Source organism: Phyllobacterium zundukense (assembly GCF_002764115.1).
Taxonomy (GTDB): Bacteria; Pseudomonadota; Alphaproteobacteria; order Rhizobiales; family Rhizobiaceae; genus Phyllobacterium; species Phyllobacterium zundukense.
Genome location: NZ_CP017943.1, coordinates 413,547 through 433,593, shown reverse-complemented (window position 1 = coordinate 433,593; position 20,047 = coordinate 413,547). Strand labels below are relative to the sequence as shown.

Sequence of the window (20,047 nt, the reverse complement as noted above, 5' to 3'; positions counted from 1 at the left end):
GTCTAGAGTTCCCTTCTTAGGAGATTTTCGCTTCGCTGACCGAAGTCTCATTATGTTGTTTTTTTCGTCCGTCACTCATTCTCTTACTGCCGAGATAAGCTGCTATAACGGCGGGATCGGTTCTAACCGCGTCTGGCGACCCAAAGGCGATGCGCTTACCGCGATCAATAACGACGATAGAGTCGCTAAGAGACATGATGAGATGCAAATCGTGTTCGACAACAAGGATGCCCATACCTGTGTCCGCGCGCAGTGCTGCCAACCTTGTCACGAGTTCTTTGGTCTCGGCCGGATTCATTCCTGCGGCGGGTTCGTCTAGCAGCAAAAAACTGGGGCCAGTGGCGAGCGCCCGGGCAATTTCGACCAGACGCCGCTTTCCATATGGAAGGCTACCAGCCAGCCGGTCACCTAATTCTTCAAGTCCAAAACGGCGCAACGCGTCGTCTGTGCGTCGTGCAGCAAGGGACGCATCTGTAGTGCATGCCTCAGCCGCAACAAGAACGTTTTCACGAACCGTCATGTCAGCGAAGATTCGTAGGTTCTGAAAAGTTCTCGCCAAGCCCGCGCGTGCAATTGCGTGCGGCAGCTTCTTTTCGATCAAGCCTGACCCGAGAGCCACGTGGCCTTCGCTGGGATGTAGCTGGCCTGTCAGAAGGTTGATTAGTGTGCTTTTGCCCGCGCCATTCGGACCGATAAGCCCGGTTATCAGACCAGCTTTGGCTTCGAAGGACACTCCATCCACGGCTCGGAGACCGCCGAAATGGCGAGATAGTTGATTGGCTACTAGCGAGGGCGCGCTTTCCGAGACCTGGTGACCGAATAGATTCACCACTTCGAGTACGTCGGTTGTAGAGGGCCTTGGTGGCTTCAAGACCTCAAGCTCACGTCCGCCGACAAGTCCGGCAGGCCGAATTCCTAGCACCAAGATCATTGCAAGCGCCGCCCCAATCAGGGGTAGTCCATACAGCGGCGGCACGGTAAATCCGAGGATGTTGCCACCACTTTCGAGCGCTCTAAGAAACTCAGTGATCGTTGTGATCGTGACCACACCAACCAACGCACCCGATACGGAGCCGAGGCCCCCTACGATAAGCATTGAGATCAGTAGGAAGCCGAATTCAAAATAGAAGTCCTTCGGACCGAAAGCACCCAAAAACTGAGCCATCAAGGCACCAGCAACTGATAGGATAGTTCCACTCAACAGCCAAGCCTTGAGTCTCGCCTCCCGAACGTCTACTCCGACTGCGCCCGCCGCTATTTCATCTTCTCGGGTGGCGCGGACGGCACGTCCACTTCTTGTATCACGGAACACCCGCGCAGTCGCAATCGCTAGGGCCGCGACGATCACCGCCACTACCAGGGTGGTATTACGTGGGACGCCGTAAAACGTTTGACTCCCCCTCGTAATATCCTTCGTCGCGACCAATACTGTGTAGGTAATGATTAGCAACGCCAGCGTCGCGATTGACGCAGCCGAGCCGGAGAGCCGACGCATAACTACTCCGCTCACGCCAGCCCATATTAATCCTGATACAGCAGCAACCAACAATGATGGCCAAATAGAAAGGCCATACCCGGCCATCCATGCCGGAAGGTGAGGAAGAGCCGTCTTCTGGATCACTGGGCTCATGGTGAGGATGCCAGCCGTATAGGCACCAACTCCTGCGAAAGCCGCAGGACCGAACGAGACTATGCCGGTGTTGCCGGAGAAGATCTGTAGACCCACGCAGGCGGTGACAACAATAGACATCGACGTTGCTATGCGAGCTCCATTCGAACCGAACAGAGTAGCGGCACATATCACGATCACCACCAGCATCAGAGATAGAATCAACGCATCGGTAATCGCTATTTTGATGCGGGTACTGACCATAGATGTCGGCTCCTCGTGTTCCTTTGTGACAGATTATTGAACATGCGACTTCCGATGTCAATATGATTACATCATTTCGCTAAACGTAAATTAATGCAGAGAAAGTTACACCCATTTCTTCGTCATCGTGGTGACGTTCCTTTACGCCTTGGATATCAGGTCAATGGGAAAACCGTCGGCGCTGTCAGCTCCGCGCTCTCGGCCAACAGGTCATTACGGCTCGCGTTCAAGCCCAAGATCGGCCGCTTTTTTGGTTATATACTTGGTCCAGGTGGAGGGTCGGCGGCTGGGGTCTGACGCGCCAGCAATCACCAGGATGGGCTGCAAACCGGGGGGGCTCTACGTACGGGCCATTAGTCATCGGGGTTGCGCTGAATAGAATGCCGCTCTCCTCTTCTGGCGCAGGAAGAAATCACATAGACGCGGAGAGAGCGTGAAGCATATTGAGCGAGAGCCAGACCGTGATTTAGAACGCATCCGCGCGCCACCTATCTAGCGTGGCGGGAAGCCACCCACCTTCCCTGGCGCCTAGGACAGAAAGTCCCCGATTGGGGTTGGTCTATGTCTCGAGTGCTGCGGCTGTCCGTTTGTCTTTCCGTCAATTTACGGAGAAAAATGAAAGATCTTACAAAATAACTCACACTCGTGACGGATAAGTGCAAGCAGACAGTATCTATACAGCATCGGATTGAGATGCTTGGCATTGGCTCTGAAATTATTCACTCATCCCTGGAACATTCGGGTGCCGCATTTATGCTTGCTGGCTTAGCCGTGGACGAAAGCACGCTTACCCGAAGATGCCGGCGCAGGGTCGCCGGCACTAGGGTCTTCCGCGCTTAAGCGGCATCCGGCCGACGCTGCAAAACGCCAGCCACCGTGGCGCCGAAGGACGACGGCGTCGGCACAATGGTCACACCGGCGCTCTTGAGGATCTCGACTTTTTCCTGCGCCGATTCCCCGAAGGCGGAGATGATCGCGCCGGCATGGCCCATGCGGCGACCCTTTGGTGCGGAGAGACCCGCGATGTAGGCGATCAGCGGTTTCTTCATATTGCCGCGCGCCCAGGTCGCGGCTTCAGCTTCCTGCGGACCGCCGATCTCACCGATCATCAGCACCGCATCGGTGTTCGGGTCCTTCTCGAAGAGCTCCAGCATGTCCTTGAAGGACGAGCCGTTAACTGGATCACCGCCGATGCCGACCGAAGTCGATACACCGATGCCGAGCGCCTTCATCTGGCTTGCCGCCTCATAGCCGAGCGTGCCCGAACGGCCGACGATGCCGATGCGGCCCGGCAGGTAGATCGAGCCCGGCATGATTCCCATCATCGCCTGGCCCGGTGTGATCATGCCCGCGCAGTTCGGCCCGATCAGGGTCATGCGATCCTCGTAGCGATAGCGCCTCATGTATCGCTTGACCCTGATCATGTCCTGGGAGGGAATTCCGTCGGTGATGCAGACGCAGAGCCGGATACCGGCATCCGCCGCCTCCATGATGGAGTCGGCCGCGAAGGGCGGCGGCACGAAGACGATCGAGGCGTCCGCGCCGGTTTCCTGCACCGCGCTCTTCACCGTATTGAAGACCGGCATGCCGAGATGAGTCTGGCCGCCCTTGCCGGGGGTGACGCCGCCGACGACATTGGTGCCATAGCGATTCATGTCCTCGGCATGGAAGCTGCCGATCTTGCCGGTAAAGCCCTGTACGATGACGCGGGTATTCTTGTCGAGTAGAATGGACATGTCTCGAACTCCCTCAAGCAGCCTTGTTTGCGGCGAAGGCGCGCCACGCGCCAACGGCCTTGTCGGCAGCCTCCGCAAGCGTTTCCGCAACGATGATATCTTCGCCTGACTTGGCGAGGATGCGGCGGCCTTCCTCCATGTTGGTCCCCGACAACCGGACGACGAGCGGGACCGGGACGCCGACTTCCCTGAGCGCCTTGATCACGCCCTCGGCGACCCAGTCGCAGCGGTTGATGCCGGCGAAGATGTTGACGAGGATCGTCTCGACGTTTCTGTCCCGCAACACGGCGCGGAAGGATTTAGCCACGCGTTCAGGCGAAGCGCCGCCGCCGATATCGAGGAAGTTCGCGGGCTCGCCTCCGGCGATCTTGATCATGTCCATGGTCGCCATGGCGAGCCCCGCACCATTGATGATGCAGCCGATATTGCCGTCGAGACCGACATAGGAGAGGCCGCGGTCGGAAGCGAAGGTCTCGCGCTGGTCTTCCTGGCTCTTGTCGCGCATCTCGGCAATGTGCGGCCGTCGGAAGAGCGCGTTCTCGTCGAAGCTCATCTTGGCGTCGAGCGCCACGAGGTCGCCGCGGCGGGTCACGACCAACGGATTGATCTCCAACATTGCGGCGTCATAGTCGACGAAGGCGCGATAGCAACCGAGCAGCGTCTGCGTCGCGCGGCCGATCAGAGCATTGTCGATGCCCAGCCCGAATGCGATCTCGCGGGCCTGGAAGTCCTGCATGCCAACGCCGGGATCGACGGTGGCGCGAATGATCGAGTCGGGCTCAGCCTCGGCGATCTCTTCGATCTCCATGCCGCCCGAGGACGAGGCGATAATCATGATACGCTCGGATTTGCGGTCGAGCACAAAGCCGAGATAGATCTCGCGTTCGATGTCCATCGCCTCCTCGATATAGAGGCGGCTGACCAGCTTGCCCTGCGGCCCAGTCTGGTGCGTCACCAGCTTGGCGCCCAGCATGGCATCGGCAGCCTCGACGATCTCATGGTCAGAGGAGCAGAGCTTGATGCCGCCCGCCTTGCCGCGCGCGCCGGAATGGATCTGCGCCTTCACTATCCAGCGGTCGCCGCCGATCTCGCTCGCGCGATAGGCCGCCTGCTCGGGGCTGTAGGCCAGCCCGCCGCGCGGAATTTGGATCTGGTAGCGGGACAGAAGTTCCTTGGCCTGATATTCGTGAATGTCCAAATCGTCCTCCTCTCAGCGGCCGGCGGTGATGGCGTCGTGGGTGGCGAGCACGTTGCGCGCCATGCGCTCCGATGCGGCATCGATCATCTTGCCGTCGAGCGACGCGGCACCCTTGCCCTGGCTTTCGGCGACCTTGAGAGCGTCGATGATGCGGCGGGCGCGATCGACCTCCTTCTCGGGCGGCGAGAAGATGTCGTTGGCGAGCGCGATCTGGCTCAGATGGATGGCCCACTTGCCTTCAATACCCAGCGCCGCGGCGCGGCGGGCGGCGTCCTTGTAACCATCAGGATCGGAGAAATCGCCGAACGGTCCGTCGATGGCGCGCAGGCCATAGGCGCGGCAGGCCACCGTCATGCGCGACAGGCCAAAATGCCATTGGTCGCCGGGGTAGTCAGGATTGAGACCGCCGATGTTGACGGTGCGGGCCTTGAGGCTTGCGGCATAGTCGGCAACGCCGAAATGCATCGCCTCGAGCCGGCCGCCGAAGGCCGCGATGGCCTCGACATTGGCCATGCCGAGTGCGGTCTCGATCAGCGCCTCGAGGCCGACACGGGTTTTGAAGCCACGGGCGATCTCGATCTGGTTGACCATGGCTTCGACCATGTAGAGATCGGCGGGCACGCCGACTTTCGGTACGAGCAGCGTGTCGATCCGGTCACCCGCCTGTTCCATGAGGTCGACGACGTCACGATACATATAATGGGTGTCGAGGCCGTTGATGCGTACGGAGATGGTCTTGCCGCGGCCGCGCCAGTCGATCTGGTTGAGTGCCTGGACGATATTGGCGCGGGCGCGCTCCTTGTCCGGCGGCGCCACTGCATCCTCAATGTCGAGGAAGATGTAGTCGGCCTCCGAATTGGCGGCCTTTTCGATCATCTCCGGATTTGAGCCCGGTACGGCAAGCTCGCTGCGCTGCAGGCGAAGCTTGCGCAGGTGGTTGATAGTATGGCTCATGAATACTTCCTCGTTATTATTAGGCGGCTTGGGAGGCGCACGCGCGTTTGGCTAGAGTATGCTTTACCGTCGCTTCGCCCCAACCATTCGATCTCACGCAGTAATCTTGCAGTGCATACGCAAGTTCTTTCTGGGGCCTATCGCGACGCCTATTTTCAGCGGCCTGCACTGGTCGCTGCACATAGCTTCGCTGTTGGCATGTAGACGCGCTGAAACGTCAAACGCATTGTTTTGGCAGACCTGCCACCTCGACACCCTCGTCGGGCCGGCAAATCGATTGTATTAGGCTCGGTGCATTGTCCATGAGCAAAATCGGGCTAACTAAGGGCGTCGCCAAAATAGCCGCTGTATCGACGAACGAATTCGTCCAGATGGATGCTGCCGTCGCGTTCATCTTCACCTTCGGTTCTCGCGAATGCGATGAGCGCAGCTTCGTGGTCAACAAGTAGCTGAACAAGAGGTTCATCAGCGCTTGGGGCATCGGCAAGCAAGCCTTCAAACTCTGCAAGAAAAGGAAGCAAGAGGTCCCGCAGTTTTATGGCGAACTCAGTCCAGTCCAAGCCGAGATAGTCAATGGCTTCCTTACGCCCCTGAGCTGCCAGCTCTTCTTTTCTTTTCGGTTCAAGGCTGCGGCGGGCAATAACTGGCGAAAGAGCTCCTGCAACCATTCGTTCGATAGCCGCCAAATGCTGCAACTTAGTTCGCGTCTGGTCCGCTTCAGCTTCGTGGGCAAGAGTTGCAAAGAACGCTTCGCCGAGAATTTCGCCCTCATAGGCGCTAAGCAGCCGATCTTCGTACGATGGGTCCTGAGAAGAATGCATTTCGGAAACCTCTCTATTCCGATTTGAAGGCTGACGATCAGACAAGGCATCGCAGACTCAGCCAATAAAGACGACCGAATGCCCAGTCGCAGATACTCGCGATGCCGCCACTGGATCTATCTCCAATTCATTCGTAAGAGCCAAAATATCGGTCTTAGTGATCCGTGTCAATATCTCTTCAAGAAATGTTATTTATGAAACGAACGTAGAAATGGCTACATTCCTGCAACCTGATTGAACGGGCAGGTGGCGCCCTTTGAGTTGCCGAAGCTTGGGGCAATTCTGATAGCTAGAGCCGCTCGTGCGGCGTCAAACCAGCTGCGGCGTTGTGCTAGTCACGTTACAACCACATCTAGCGAGCGAGGACGGCTGGAATCTCTAGTGGGTCCCGTGGTGCTGGCCTCAGCAGCCGCAACGATCGCTGAACGTCGATGATTTTTCCAGTTGGTAAAGTGTGATAAAATTCTTACAGGTCGACGCGTCAAGAAAAAGACTGTAATCTTCTCTTCAACCTAGTGCTGGAGAACATTGATGAACGTTAGGGATACGTTGTTGCAGGGCGCCGTCTCATTAACCCCGTCGGAGGAGCGGATCATACAGGTGCTACTGACTGATTATCCGACAGCTGGGCTCGGAACCGCTACTAGCCTGGCAAAGCGCGCCGGCGTCAGCGATCCAACCGTCGTTAGGTTAGCCGTCAAGCTCGGCTTCAATGGCTTTCCTGACTTTCAGCAGCGGTTATTAGCAGATGTTGAAGCAAGGTTGCATTCACCGCTGCTGATGATGGAGGCTAAGCGGCCAGACATAGGCAGTGACAGCGAACAGGGAGCTGCCATTGCGTACATGAAATCTGTTGCGGGCACCCTACACAAGGCTCTGACTTCTACGCCCCTAATAACATATGAACGGGCGGCGCGTCTTATCATGGATACCAAAGGAAGGGTCGTGCTGCTCGGCGGGCGCTTCAGCCGCCATGTCGCAGGTTTGTTGGCAAGTTATTTGTCTCAATTCCGGCCCGGCGTGTACCATGTCGAGACGTTATCGGCACAGCAACTTGATGTGTTAGTCGACTTGGGAAAGCGGGACCTCTTGGTCGTCTTCGATTACCGCCGCTACCAGGTCGACGTCATTACCTTCGCAGAACAGGCGGCGGCTCGTCGCGTTCGCATTCTTCTTTTCACGGATCCTTGGCTCTCACCTATCTCCGAATTCTCAGAAATAACTCTAGTCTCCCCGATCGAAGTCAATTCACCTTACGATACAATGGCCCCTCCCGTGGCGCAGATTGAAGCGGTGGTAGCCCAGATACTGGCCTTGGGGGACAAGCGGACGCGCAGCCGCATCGAAGAACTCGAAACGATTAGATCGAAGGTGAGTGTTCCGCTAGAGAAGGAAAAAACCACCGCAGGGAACAACGGATCACAATCACGCACGAGGCAAAGATACGGTTTGCGGGAAATCGAAGGAGACAAAGATGTTTAGCAACCTGCGATGCGAAACGTATGGTCTCGGCTGCGAGTACCGATGGTGTTAAGGCGTACCTACGGTAAAATGTGAGTCAGGGATCTAATATTCCCATTGGAGGACTCCCAGCTATGGAGTGTCCTTTGCATCTGTGTGCGGGGAAGGGGGGCTCCTCAAAGAATCCCATTGTTTTATACGCTGGCTGGCCTGCGACCAATTTGCCTCCGCGACCCGTGTTAAGAGTGCTTCGATCAACGAGAAAGCGGCAATGTTGCTATCGAATGCAGTGTCATTTTCAATGTGCAGCGGCAGAACCTCTCCCGCGTATTTCGAGATTGGCGACATCCATCGATCCGTTATTAACACAATCTTTATTCCACAGTGTTTCGATGCTCTTGCGGCGAAATCTTCCAGAGAACGCTGGTATCTGCGGAAATCTACAAGAACTAATACGTCTTTCTGTCGCATCCTCAGGATGTACTCCGGCCACCAATCATCTTCAGATGAGACTTGATGGACCCCTGGGCGGATCTGCTTCAGATGGCGAGATAGGTATTGCGCGACCAAGTCGCTGATGCGTCCGCCTAAGGTAAAGATCTCGGACTTGGGATCCGCCAGAAGTGATCCCACCCTCTCAAACTGGTCGATTGTTATTGATCGTGCTGATGCCCTCAACAACTCCGTGGACTTCTCAGTAAACTTTTCGAAAAAGTCGTCTGCCAGGGGGTGTGTCGTAGTGCGCAAATCCAGAGGGGACTTCTGCCCCTGTTTCAATTCCTTGATAAGTTGCTGCTGAAAATCCTGCAGGCCTTGATAGCCTAGTTTGGTAACAAATCGTGAGATAGAAGGCGCAGAAACGTTGGAGGCGGCGGCAATCACCTGAATTGGCTCAAGGCCAGCGAACGGATAGTTGGACAATATCAGCGCGGACAGGCGACGCTCGGTGGCGGTAAGTGATTCCGCCGATCTCCGTATTTGTTCCCTTACCGTCTCGCCCGCAATTGCGCTATTCGTCATAATCTTCTCCAGTAGCTCGACCACTCTGCAAATTTGCCACCAAAAGCAGCTGGAGTATGCGGTACTGAAACAAGGGTATCAAGTAAACAGTGTTTCTCCGTTGGCGCGGGATAGTGTGCATTCTCATGTCTTATCCATATTCCCGGCACCCAGCCTAAAAATTCCAGCTGTCGCAGTTAAGCGATGTGGTAAACGCGGTCCCTTCCAAGTGAGATGCGCTAAACTACGTGTCGTCGGATCAAGGCGCGCTTAGGCCATCTCCAAAGAGCCTTGCGTCAAACGATATCTGGTCATTGATCTGCGGGCTGGTGAGATCGAGCTGCGGTTCGTAGTTCTGTGATGAGTTCCTTTGTCGTCACTTGTCGACAATATCCTTTGATCGCGCGTACGGAGTTATCGTGGCGTTCCTGCGTATAGGTGAGGCACGCGTCTGTAACTTGCGTAACGAGATAGCCAAGATCGCAAGCATCTCGGATGGCGCCTTCTACGCATTGGTCGGTGACCAGCCCGGAGATCACCAACTGCCGAATGCCGAGATTTCGTAGGACATAATCTATGTTGGTAGAGATGAATACTGAAGAAGAAGTTTTCGGCAGCACGATCTCGTCGCCTTCTACAGCGAGTTGATCAATTACCTTGCCGTCCCATGAACCTTTAGGAACATGAAAGCCAGTAATTTTGTAGTCGAGGGATCGGTCCCGTCCATCAAGCGTCAAGCTCTCGATTGTCGTGTACATCACTTCGGCTTTTGCTTTACGGAAAGCCGCCTGTAACGATTGCATATTGGGGATGACACGGGCGTCAAGTTCGTTGAAATACCAGCTGTATTTGGCTTCAAACTCGGCCTCCGAAAGGCCAACGAATTCAGCCCCTTCGCGGTGGGCGCCAAAGTTCTGCACATCAATAAACAAGAGGGCCGACTGCTCCGGCACCAGGGGTAGGTCGCGTGTAAGGTTCATCTTTGGTCCTCGTTCAAAAAATCCTCAATGGATCTAGCCACAATATCGGCCCAGCGCCTTTGACCTTCAATCGTCCGGAGATGGTCGTTGCGGATTTCGATGAGGCTATGATCGATCCCACGAGCCTCCGCATGACGAGGCACGAACCAGTCAGAGGTGTCGCTGATCTCGTACGGTTCATTCATTCCTACAACGATGTCAGGGGATTGAACCGTCACAGATTTCCTCAGATATTCTGAGGTTTTCGTATCAAAACGAAATAGAAAGCCGATGTCCCAGGGACGTGAGACATTGTTCATGCACGGCGTGAAGCTGTGGATCGATATCGCGAGTTTATGTCGACCACTGTCCAAGTGGCGGTCAATCTCTGCATGGAAGGGTTCGAATATCTGAGCCTTTCGTGTCATACGATGGGCGTTCGCGATGTCTTGATTGCCTGGTATTACCATACCATCACTGACTGCGGGGATCGCATCGGATGCGTCGGGCGGCCTATTGCAGTCTATAACCAGGCGGCTGTAAGGTTGAAGAATGGCAACCGCGTCAAGCTGCTGCGCCAAAAGACGAGCTACGGCTGCTGCCCCTATATCCCAGCCGACATGCTCGTTGAGCACCTCTCGCGTGATGCCCAAGCCTCTAAGGGAAGCGGGAATCGCCTGCCCCGCGTGCTCACAGACGAGAAGCACGGGACTTGAACCATCGGGATTGACGACGTCGACCGGCGCTGGATCGTCCGGCGTCAACAAGTCGAGTGCATCGTAACCTTGCTTCATGCCATTACCTGTTCTTTCGAAAATTTAGAAGCTTCCGACGGCTGAACCTCGATGCGTCATGAGCTAAGGTGGGCGCGAAAGCTTCACCCCATGAGGCACCGTCAGGCTGCGCCTTCTCAAATTGTGGTGGCCTGGAAAGGACGACATTTTTATTTCATTGTCAATCCAAAAATTTTAATTGACAAATAATTTTCATCGAGCATTCTGGCAATAAGGGAGCAACGGCAGGCCGGTGTCGATCGAAGATTGTGCCAACTGAACAGCAGTTTTCTTCAGGTGCCTCGCGAGCGATTTTGCGCGCGAGGACACTCTTCGATGAGACTGACCAATGAGTGCAAACAAGGTAACTTGGTTTTCCATCTAGTCGGACATACCATCGACATCTTGCCCCCAAGGATGAATTTCGCCAGGCAGCCCGATTGTCTCAAGAACTTGGAACGGTGCTGGGGCTTGCTTGGACCTAGTTGAAAGAGGATATCAATGATCTCTAACCCCCTTATCTTTGCAGCCATGTCCGATTTCGCCGGCAGAACACGCGGAAAAGCGTTTCCGGTTTCAGACTTGGACAAGCGCCTCAAGCGTGGCATCGGCTGGACACCGACGAACGTGATGATCACTTGTTTCGACGCGATTGCCCCAAGCCCTTTCGGCTCGCTCGGTGACCTGCTCTTGATCCCCGACCCCGAAGCGCGCGTTGAGATCGACTTCGAAGACAGCGGACCAGTCGAGCGTTTTATGCTGGGCGATATCACAGATCTCGACGGTCGCGCGTGGGACTGCTGCACCCGCTCGATTCTAAAGGCGGCGCTTGAACGCCTCCGGCTATCGGGCGGCATTCACCTCGTCAGCGCGTTCGAACATGAATTTCAGATGCGTAACTCCTCCAATTCTTTCGCGGATGGCTACAGCTTGCGCGGCTTTACACGACAGCGGCAATTTGGAGAGGCCCTCATGTCGGCTCTCGCCTGCGCGGGTCTGACGCCTGATACCTTTATGAAGGAATTTGGCCCCAATCAGTACGAAGTTACCAACGGTCCGGCTCAAGGTCACCGCTCTGCTGACCAGGCACTGATCCTTCGGGAATTGACCCGGATGACGGCTCAACGTTGCGGCGAGCAAGTAACCTTTGCGCCTATCCTCGATCCCACTAGCGTCGGGAACGGGGTTCATATTCATATGAGTTTTCTGGATGAGCATAGCACGCCCGTTACCTATGACGAGAACGGCCCTTCTGGTATGTCCAAAGTAACAGCGTCGTTCATTGCGGGTGTGCTCAAGTATCTCGATTCTATTGTCGCATTGACGGCTCCATCCGACATCTCATATCTGCGGCTGACACCAAACCGCTGGAGCGCCGCATACAACAATCTTGGCTTCCGTGACCGCGAAGCATCAGTGCGGATATGCCCCGTCACGTCCGTCGATCCCGAAAAGATCGCACGGCAATATAACTTCGAATATCGGGCGGCAGATGCAACCGCATCGCCCCATCTGGCCCTGGCCGCAATTATTTATGCGGGTGCCCAGGGCATCGAAGACGAGTTGCCTGCCCCTGGGGTAACGCAGGAGGATCTGTCCGTCTTGTCAGAAGATGACCTCTCTGCTCGCGGATACAAGAGGCTGCCGCAATCGCTTGAAGAGGCGTTACAACGCTTCGAGCAGAACGACGTCGTCACTCGCTGGTTCCCGGCCAGCTTCGCCTCGATATACACCACCCACAAGCGTGCCGAGATCGCATACTTGGGAGATCTAGACGCCAAAGCTCGCTGCGCCGCATATGCAGAAGTGTATTGATGATAGTGTAAAACGCCCAATATGAAGCGTGGCTCACCGTTAGCGCTGGCGACTTGTGGAGCGAGCTAGGTCACATAACGCCAAGGCGTCAATGAACTTCAGTCAATCTGAACAAGCAAGTTCACGAGGGAGGGGAAATGCCGAAATGACGATAGTAAACCGTCTGTTTAGCCTGTATTTGCTACCTGATTTCTCCCTTCAGGCATTCTCATCAGCAATCGAAGCACTCAGGCTCGCGAATGAGGTGATCGGATCGGACGTGTATTTGTGGCGCGTGGCTTCAGATGACGGTCACCCGGTCCACTCGAACTGCGGAGTAGTAGTTTCCGCCGACACGTCTCTTGCCGATGAGCGTATACTAATCGGCAAGAGCGGGCCGCCATCCGTGGCGGTCGTTGTCGGGGGTGGGCGCCCTCCTCAACGCTACCGAGCCCTTCATACCTGGCTGCGGGAATGCCGGGCTCAAAAACTAGGCTTGGCTGGTATTGCAAGTGGCATCTTTGCTTTTGCACAGACAGGGCTAGCAAATGGGCGAAGATGTGCGGTGCACTGGGAACAATTCCCTTCCTTTCTTGAGGTGTTTCCGAGCGTAGAAGCGGTCCAAACTGCTTACGAAATCGACGGCGACTTATATTCCTGCTCGGGAGGTGAGGCGGCTTTTGATATGTTCCTTCGGATCATTGATCGGGACCACGAGATTTCCATTGCAGGCCGTGTATGTGAAAAAGCAATCGCCTCGCGTATTCGGGAGCCCGGAGAGCGTCAACGAATACCGCTTCAGACGCGCTTTGGCATCAACAACGATGCATTGCTGAAAATCGTCGAGAAGATGGAAGCCGCCATCGCCGAACCAGTACCCCTGGAAAGATTGGCAGCGTTCAGTGGCCTCTCCCGACGGCACATCGAGCGTCTTTTTCTGCATGAGCTAGGATGCTCACCAGCCCGATATTATCGCGGATTAAGACTTGAGCGCGCTCATTTGCTCATTCTGAACTCCGCACTTCCAATGGTCGACATCGCAATCGCGTGCGGTTTCGTCTCCGCATCCCATTTCTCAAGGTCATACCGCGAGAGCTACGGACGTACCCCACAACAGGAACGATTTGCGGCGGCAGAGCGGCGGAACGCGAGCAAGCAGCAGTTAGGACGCTTTCGGCCGGCCCCACTTCGTGCTGACCTGCCTCAGGTCTCGCATTGAAATGTATCCCCTAGTTGCACAGGAAGTAACGTCAGTGCGTCCAAGCTATGTGGACGGGATCGAACGCGCAAATTCTCCTGTTGGACTCTGCTTTCCATTGCCCGGTCAGACCGCCGAACGCGCAGACCGCAGGGGATATGAATACCCGCCTAAGAAGGAAGAGAGGACCGCGCTGCCGTCAAGGTGACGACCGGGCCCTCCTACAAGCATTTGCGAGTCCTTCGTATGAAAAAATTTTGTCAAGAATGTTCATTATCGGCTGGACAGAAAAATATTTCCAGAGTAGCGTTATTATCGAACCTGTTCATAGGCATTTGCTGAATGACCGGAACTTAGGGGCTTGAGCCAATTGCCTGCACGTTAGTGGCGTGCCTTGGGTCCCTGGTTGTTGGCAGCCTGTGGGAGAGGAGATGCCTCTATCTTTAACATCAGGTGGATCGCTCCCAGGAGGGCGATCACGCCTTAAGGGACATGGTTGCGGCATGCTTTTAGTTTTGCAGTGACCCGGGAGAACTAGATGACCGAGAAATACAGCTGTGACGTGCTTGTGGTCGGCGCCGGAATCGCGGGTGCGGGTGCGGCATATTATCTGTCCAGTCAAAAGCTGAACGTGATCCAGGTAGAAACAGATCACCCGGCTTCCGGTCCGACGGGGTCATCCTCCGCCGTGTGCCACTTGTTTTATCTCGATCGTGAGCAATCCTTGCTGGCAAAACGCGGTATCGAGATTTTGAAGGATCTTCCGGGCGCTTTCGATCAGTCCGGTTGTCTTTGGGCCTGCGGCCCGGATAATGAGGCTCTCTACCGTGACGCGGTTAACCGTATACGCAATGTAGAAGGCAGCCGAATTGAAGGACTGACCGGAGCCCAGGCCTCGGCGCTGCTGCCGCACTTCAACATGGACGGGATAACCTTCGCTGCATGGGAAGATGAATCTGGGCATTGCGATCCCTATGGGGCGACAAACGAACTAGTTCATCGAGCGCGCGCGAACGGTGTTAAGTTCCTGGGTGGGCGTTCCGTTACCGATATTCATGTGACCAAAGGGCAGACCACCGGCGTAACTCTCAGCGACGGAACGGTCATTACGACCGAACGAGTGATACTTGCGACCGGTGTTTGGTCTAAGGCACTTGTGGCCAAGCTTGGAGTGAACCTGCCGATCTTCATCGAGCGTCACTTCATGGCCGTGATGGACGCACCTGGTATCGCACGAAAGCTGCTCCCCCATTCCTGGGTCGACGAGACAACTAATTGCTATGCCCGGCCAGAAGGCGAGAACACAATCCTAATCGGAACGTGGGGCGGCGGTGGTACTGGCATCGAGAACGAAGCCCTGGCCGCAGAACACAGCCGGATGAACTATCGCCTCGAGGTCGCCGGCGAGTTGGACCGCACGATCACACAGGAAGAGGCCGTTTGGGCCATCGAGCATATCATGACCCGCTCCCCAGAAATTGCAGAATTGGGTATCCGCCCGGGCTATGCATGCCAATACGATATGAGCGAGGACCACCTTCCAGTCGTTGACGAAATACCCGGTGCAAAGGGCCTTTTCGTCATCGCCGGATCGAGCGGGCACGGCTTCAAACTCGGCCCCGCAATGGGCGAATCTGTCGCGAAGTGGGCACTTGGTGAACGCCAGGAACTGCTTGAGGCATTCGCCTTGGCTCGGTTCGCATAGAACTGCATCCCCAAAGCAATAACCCAATTGAGTGTTGCTCAGGGAGTACAGCGTCGTCGGCGTCAGCAGATTGAGCGACTCAAATACTGCGTGATCGCTAGCAATGATCTGGCCGAGCCGGAAAGCGCCAGATAGCCCACGTTTCTAGATGAGAGGAAGCACATGACCATTAACATCAAGGACATCAGTGAAAAGGATCGCAATTCGGTCCTGCATCCTTTCACACAGCTGAAGGATTTTGCCACCGGCAAGCTCGGTGAGCCCACGATCGTCGAGACGGGGAAGGGGATCCGTATTCAGGATGCCCACGGCAATCAGCTGATCGACGGCTTTGCCGGCCTCTACTGCGTCAATATCGGCTACGGCCGCACGGAAGTGGCCGAAGCGATCTCGCGCCAGGCCCATCGCCTTGCCTACTATCACTCCTACGCCGGGCACACGACGGACGAGCTTGCGATCCTCTCCGATCGCCTCGTGAAAATGGCGCCTGGCAAAATGAGCAAGGTGTTCTATGGCATGTCCGGCTCGGATGCCAACGAAACCCAGGCCAAGCTCGTCTGGTACTACAACAACCTGCGCGGTAAGCCGACGAAGAAGAAGATCATCTCGCGTGAACGCGGTTATCACGGTTGCAGCGTGGTTGCCGGCTCTATGACCGGCATGAGTTTCTACCATGACAATATGGACCTGCCGCTGTCGCAGATCGTCCATACCGGCGTTCCCCATCATTACTGGGGTGCCAATTCCGGCGAAACCGAGCGGGAATTCTCGGCACGCCGCGCAGCGGAGCTCGATCAACTGATTGAACGTCTGGGTCCCGACAATGTCGGTGGCTTCATCGCCGAGCCCGTTCTCGGCACCGGCGGTATCACGCCGCCGCCGGAAGGCTACTGGGACGCAATCCAGGCAGTGCTCAAGAAGCACGACATCCTGCTGATTGCCGACGAAGTGATCACCGGCTTTGGCCGCACGGGCTCGATGTTCGGCTCGCAGCATTATGGCATCGAACCCGATCTGATCACGGTCGCCAAGGGACTGACCTCCGCCTATTTCCCACTCTCCGCCGCTATTGTCGGAGAAAAGGTTTACAAGGTCTTGGAAGACGGGGCTGACAGGGTCGGTGCGTTCTCGCACGGCTATACCTATTCCGGTCATCCGATTGGTGCGGCTGCGGCCAATACGGTCCTCGACATTGTCGAGAAAGAGAACCTGCCCGGCAATGCTCGCGAGGTCGGAGCCTATTTCCAGACTCAGCTCAAGGAGAAGTTCGCGCAGTTGCCGATCGTGGGTGAAGTGCGGGGTGTCGGCCTGATGGGCGCCATCGAATTCGTCGGCGATCGCGAGAACAAGACGCGCTTCGATCCGGCGCTGAAGGTCGGTGCCCGCATCTCCAAGGCGGCGCGTGATCGCGGCCTGATCGCACGCGCCATGCCACACGGTGACATCCTCGGCTTCGCTCCGCCGCTCGTCACCACCAAAGCGGAGGTCGACGAGATTGTCTCCATCGCCGAAAGCGCCGTGCGCTCGGTCATGGACGAGCTCACCAGAGACGGCCAGAAAATCTAAGCGATTGGCGGCGGGGGCCGAGCACCGCATTGCCCTGTTCACGTCTTCGTGGACACGCTGGGCCGGAGCACCGTTCCCCGGCCTACCAACGTCATACCGCCGCAGCTGCTGATGAAACACCAAGGAAGAGGAAGCTGGCCAATGACCGCTGCCGAACTTCATATCGCAACGGGCTTGCCCCCCATATCCGTGTACAGCCCCTATGATGGGTCTCTCATAGGATCTGTCGACGCGACCGATGCCCGCGAAATCAATGAACTGGTCGCGCGCGCACGGCATGGGGCCGAGCTTTCGCGCAACCTCCCAAGACACCTGCGGGCGAGTATCCTTGAAGGGGCCGCCAAAATCATCGAGAGTCGTCGCGATGCGTTTGCCAAGACCATCGTACTTGAAGCCGGGAAAACGATTGTTCAGGCGCGAAAGGAAGTCCATCGCTGCGTCAACACGCTGAAGCTCTCGGCAGAGGAGGCAAGGCGCAACGCAGGGGAGGTTGTTCCTTTCGATTCCTACCCAGGATCCGAGCATCGCCAAGGCTGGTTCACGCGCGAACCACTCGGCATTATCACCGCAATCACCCCCTACAACGATCCGCTGAACCTGGTGGCTCACAAGCTTGGGCCCGCCATCGCGGGCGGCAATGCCGTGCTGTTGAAGCCTTCGGAGCTGACACCGCTTTCGGCGATTCAGCTTGTTGAGGCGCTTCGTGAGGCCGGATTGCCCCGAGATGTCATAACCGTTGCAATTGGTGGTAAGGACCTTGGAGAAGCCCTGGTCTCTGCTCGTGACGTCCGCATGGTGTCGTTCACCGGCGGATTTGCAACAGGCGAGGCCATCAGCCGATCAGCCGGGCTCAAGAAGCTTGCAATGGAGCTCGGCGGCAATGCTCCAGTCATTGTGATGAATGATTGCGATTTTGAAAAGGCGGTGGAAGCTTGCGTATCTGGCGCATTCTGGGCCGCAGGCCAGAACTGTATCGGTGCCCAGCGCATTCTGATTCAAGCTGGGCTTTACGATCGCTTTCGCGACGGCTTTGTCGAAGCGGCCAAGAAGCTGAAGGCCGGCGATCCTTTACGAGAAGATACCGATGTCGGTCCGATGATCTCGAAACAGGCGGCGGAGCGAGCCGAGGCGGCGGTCAACGACGCCATTGCTGTTGGCGCCAGGTTGCTGTGCGGAGACAGCCGCGAGGGATCTCTATATCACCCGACGGTGCTGGAAGGCACGCCCGCTACCTGCCGGCTTTGGCATGAAGAGGTCTTTGCCCCCGTGGTTATGCTCGCGCCGTTCGACACCCTCGACGAAGCCATCGATATGGCCAACGACCCTGAATACAGTCTGCATGCCGGTATCTTCACCAACAATCTGGCCGACGCGCTGGAAGCGGCAGGCAGAATCGAGGCGGGCGGGGTGATGATCAACGACTCCTCGGATTACCGGTTCGATGCCATGCCTTTCGGCGGCTTCAAATATGGCAGCATGGGAAGGGAAGGCGTTCGTTTCGCCTACGAGGAGATGACCCAGCCGAAAGTGGTCTGTTTCAATCGCGGATGAAGCACTGCACCTGGTGCTGCTCCGAATTGGAACAGTTGGGTGGCAAAATTAGCGCAAAGTCGCGTCATCCTGGGAAAAAAGGGATTTCAGGATTGTGACGCTGGATAGTTTTTAGTGGAGAGAAGATGTCCATCGAGTATCGTACAGAATATGATTCACTGGGGCCCATCAACGTGCCCTCGGATCGGTACTATGGTGCGCAAACCGCCCGCGCGATCGAGAACTTCCCCATTTCGGGAATCACAATCAAAAGTTTGCCCTTCGTCATTCAGGCATTGGCACAGGTAAAGATCGCCGCAGCGCAAGCAAACTGCGAGGAGGGCTTTCTCGCGACCGAAAAGCGGGATGCAATCGTCACGGCTTGCCAAGAGGTGCTCGCTGGCAAGCACGACGACGAATTTGTAGTTGACGTTTTCCAAGGTGGCGCTGGAACCTCCACGAACATGAACATGAACGAGGTGCTCGCCAACCGGGCCAGCGAACTATTTGGCGGCGTGCGCGGAGAGGGGCGTCTTATACACCCAAATGACGACGTCAACCGGTCGCAATCGACGAATGATGCATACGCGACCGCCGTACGTCTATCAATCATCCCGGCAAGCCGCCAGCTGCGTGACGCGCTGCTCGTTCTTTCAAATGCCCTGAATGCCAAAGCTGCCGAGTTTGCACATATTAGCAAACTGGGTCGGACACAGCTTCAGGACGCAGTGCCTATGACGCTGGGGCAAGAGTTCGGGGCGTTTGCTACGACAATCCTTGAGGACTGCGATCGGCTCAAGGAGACCGAGCGCCTCTTTCTCGAAGTCAATCTCGGCGGAACCGCGATCGGGACGGGAATAGCCGCGACGCCCTTCTACAGGACGCGCGTGCTGGAGCACTTGTCGCATAACACCGGGCTACCGGTGGTCGGCTCGAAAGATTTGCTAGAGGCAAGCTGGGACATGGGGGCCTTCATGCTTCACATGGGCCTGCTGAAGAGGACAGCAGCCAAACTCTCGAAAATCGCCAATGACTTCCGGCTGCTATCGAGTGGTCCGCGCGGCGGCATCGGCGAAATCGTGCTTCCGGCGCTTCAGCCCGGCTCTTCTCTGATGCCCGGGAAAGTGAACCCGGTTGCGGCCGAAGCGTTGAACCAGGTCTGCTTCTACGTATACGGCATGGACACCACGGTTGGCATGGCTGCGCAAGCGGGACAGCTTCAGCTTAACGCGATGGAGCCGGTCATCGTCTTTAGTATCCATAATGCCATGGATCTTCTGCGCAAGGCGGTTCTAACATTTACCAAAACTTGCGTCGAGGGCGTGCAGGCCAATGCCGCCAGATGCGAAGACAATCTGACCAGCAGTACTGCGTTCGCAACGGAACTCGTGACCACCATGGGCTATGAGGCGGCCGCTAAAGTCGTCAAGGAGAGGCTGGCGAGTTGATAGCCTCAAGCCTCTGCGTGATGGAAGGCATC

General features: G+C 56.4%; 15 protein-coding genes. 7 read left to right on the top strand and 8 right to left on the bottom strand.

Annotated features, from left to right (window positions below; genetic code table 11):
- Positions 1-16: 16 nt before the first annotated feature.
- From BLM14_RS27740 to BLM14_RS27720, 5 genes are all read right to left on the bottom strand, one after another.
- Complete coding sequence (locus BLM14_RS27740) at positions 17-1,873, bottom strand: branched-chain amino acid ABC transporter ATP-binding protein/permease (protein ID WP_100003269.1); 1,857 nt, start codon at positions 1,871-1,873, stop codon at positions 17-19.
- Positions 1,874-2,709: 836 nt separating this feature from the next.
- Positions 2,710-3,609: a succinate--CoA ligase subunit alpha gene (gene sucD, locus BLM14_RS27735; RefSeq protein ID WP_100003268.1), complete on the bottom strand. Its 900-nt coding sequence runs from the start codon at positions 3,607-3,609 to the stop codon at positions 2,710-2,712.
- Positions 3,610-3,622: 13 nt separating this feature from the next.
- Positions 3,623-4,807: a malate--CoA ligase subunit beta gene (locus BLM14_RS27730; protein ID WP_100003267.1), complete on the bottom strand. Its 1,185-nt coding sequence runs from the start codon at positions 4,805-4,807 to the stop codon at positions 3,623-3,625.
- 12 nt (positions 4,808-4,819) lie between these two features.
- The gene (locus BLM14_RS27725; protein ID WP_100003266.1) at positions 4,820-5,761 is read right to left on the bottom strand and encodes an HpcH/HpaI aldolase/citrate lyase family protein; all 942 of its coding nucleotides are present in this window, start codon (positions 5,759-5,761) and stop codon (positions 4,820-4,822) included.
- A gap of 317 nt (positions 5,762-6,078) precedes the next feature.
- Entirely contained in the window at positions 6,079-6,582 is a 504-nt protein-coding gene (locus BLM14_RS27720) for a hypothetical protein (protein WP_100003265.1), read from the bottom strand.
- Positions 6,583-7,113: 531 nt separating this feature from the next.
- Here BLM14_RS27720 and BLM14_RS27715 point away from each other — a divergent pair.
- Positions 7,114-8,064, top strand: a complete 951-nt coding sequence (locus BLM14_RS27715) for a MurR/RpiR family transcriptional regulator (RefSeq protein ID WP_100003264.1) — start codon at positions 7,114-7,116, stop codon at positions 8,062-8,064.
- A 111-nt stretch (positions 8,065-8,175) separates the two neighbouring features.
- Here BLM14_RS27715 and BLM14_RS27710 read toward each other — a convergent pair whose 3' ends face one another.
- From BLM14_RS27710 to BLM14_RS27700, 3 genes are all read right to left on the bottom strand, one after another.
- Positions 8,176-9,063, bottom strand: a complete 888-nt coding sequence (locus tag BLM14_RS27710) for a MurR/RpiR family transcriptional regulator (RefSeq protein ID WP_100003263.1) — start codon at positions 9,061-9,063, stop codon at positions 8,176-8,178.
- 290 nt (positions 9,064-9,353) lie between these two features.
- Positions 9,354-10,022: a cysteine hydrolase family protein gene (locus tag BLM14_RS27705; protein ID WP_100003262.1), complete on the bottom strand. Its 669-nt coding sequence runs from the start codon at positions 10,020-10,022 to the stop codon at positions 9,354-9,356.
- Positions 10,019-10,795: an N-formylglutamate amidohydrolase gene (locus tag BLM14_RS27700; protein WP_100003261.1), complete on the bottom strand. Its 777-nt coding sequence runs from the start codon at positions 10,793-10,795 to the stop codon at positions 10,019-10,021. The genes BLM14_RS27705 and BLM14_RS27700 overlap by 4 nt, the downstream gene beginning before the upstream one ends.
- Positions 10,796-11,275: 480 nt before the next feature.
- On the opposite strand from BLM14_RS27700, the gene BLM14_RS27695 reads away from it, so the two are divergent.
- The 6 genes from BLM14_RS27695 to BLM14_RS27670 all read left to right on the top strand — a co-directional run bounded on the left by BLM14_RS27695 (position 11,276) and on the right by BLM14_RS27670 (position 20,015).
- Positions 11,276-12,589 (top strand): type I glutamate--ammonia ligase, encoded by a 1,314-nt coding sequence (locus tag BLM14_RS27695; protein WP_100003260.1) that lies wholly within the window; start codon positions 11,276-11,278, stop codon positions 12,587-12,589.
- 145 nt (positions 12,590-12,734) lie between these two features.
- On the top strand, positions 12,735-13,787 hold the full coding sequence (locus BLM14_RS27690) for a GlxA family transcriptional regulator (RefSeq protein WP_100003259.1): 1,053 nt from the start codon (positions 12,735-12,737) through the stop codon (positions 13,785-13,787).
- A 517-nt stretch (positions 13,788-14,304) separates the two neighbouring features.
- Complete coding sequence (locus BLM14_RS27685; protein ID WP_100003258.1) at positions 14,305-15,471, top strand: NAD(P)/FAD-dependent oxidoreductase; 1,167 nt, start codon at positions 14,305-14,307, stop codon at positions 15,469-15,471.
- Positions 15,472-15,633: 162 nt separating this feature from the next.
- Entirely contained in the window at positions 15,634-17,037 is a 1,404-nt protein-coding gene (locus BLM14_RS27680; RefSeq protein WP_100003257.1) for an aspartate aminotransferase family protein, read from the top strand.
- A 141-nt stretch (positions 17,038-17,178) separates the two neighbouring features.
- The gene (locus tag BLM14_RS27675; RefSeq protein WP_100003256.1) at positions 17,179-18,588 is read left to right on the top strand and encodes an aldehyde dehydrogenase family protein; all 1,410 of its coding nucleotides are present in this window, start codon (positions 17,179-17,181) and stop codon (positions 18,586-18,588) included.
- A gap of 125 nt (positions 18,589-18,713) precedes the next feature.
- Positions 18,714-20,015: an aspartate ammonia-lyase gene (locus BLM14_RS27670; protein WP_100003255.1), complete on the top strand. Its 1,302-nt coding sequence runs from the start codon at positions 18,714-18,716 to the stop codon at positions 20,013-20,015.
- Positions 20,016-20,047: the final 32 nt, after the last annotated feature.

What these genes read in the sequence shown, in the direction of transcription:
- BLM14_RS27670 (WP_100003255.1), top strand. Translation starts at nt 18,714, where the DNA reads ATGTCCATCGAGTATCGTACAGAATATGATTCACTGGGGCCCATCAAC.
- BLM14_RS27715 (WP_100003264.1), top strand. Translation starts at nt 7,114, where the DNA reads ATGAACGTTAGGGATACGTTGTTGCAGGGCGCCGTCTCATTAACCCCG.
- sucD (WP_100003268.1), bottom strand. Translation starts at nt 3,609, where the DNA reads ATGTCCATTCTACTCGACAAGAATACCCGCGTCATCGTACAGGGCTTT.
- BLM14_RS27685 (WP_100003258.1), top strand. Translation starts at nt 14,305, where the DNA reads ATGACCGAGAAATACAGCTGTGACGTGCTTGTGGTCGGCGCCGGAATC.
- BLM14_RS27695 (WP_100003260.1), top strand. Translation starts at nt 11,276, where the DNA reads ATGATCTCTAACCCCCTTATCTTTGCAGCCATGTCCGATTTCGCCGGC.
- BLM14_RS27710 (WP_100003263.1), bottom strand. Translation starts at nt 9,063, where the DNA reads ATGACGAATAGCGCAATTGCGGGCGAGACGGTAAGGGAACAAATACGG.
- BLM14_RS27740 (WP_100003269.1), bottom strand. Translation starts at nt 1,873, where the DNA reads ATGGTCAGTACCCGCATCAAAATAGCGATTACCGATGCGTTGATTCTA.
- BLM14_RS27700 (WP_100003261.1), bottom strand. Translation starts at nt 10,795, where the DNA reads ATGAAGCAAGGTTACGATGCACTCGACTTGTTGACGCCGGACGATCCA.
- BLM14_RS27705 (WP_100003262.1), bottom strand. Translation starts at nt 10,022, where the DNA reads ATGAACCTTACACGCGACCTACCCCTGGTGCCGGAGCAGTCGGCCCTC.
- BLM14_RS27680 (WP_100003257.1), top strand. Translation starts at nt 15,634, where the DNA reads ATGACCATTAACATCAAGGACATCAGTGAAAAGGATCGCAATTCGGTC.
- BLM14_RS27690 (WP_100003259.1), top strand. Translation starts at nt 12,735, where the DNA reads ATGACGATAGTAAACCGTCTGTTTAGCCTGTATTTGCTACCTGATTTC.
- BLM14_RS27675 (WP_100003256.1), top strand. Translation starts at nt 17,179, where the DNA reads ATGACCGCTGCCGAACTTCATATCGCAACGGGCTTGCCCCCCATATCC.
- BLM14_RS27720 (WP_100003265.1), bottom strand. Translation starts at nt 6,582, where the DNA reads ATGCATTCTTCTCAGGACCCATCGTACGAAGATCGGCTGCTTAGCGCC.
- BLM14_RS27725 (WP_100003266.1), bottom strand. Translation starts at nt 5,761, where the DNA reads ATGAGCCATACTATCAACCACCTGCGCAAGCTTCGCCTGCAGCGCAGC.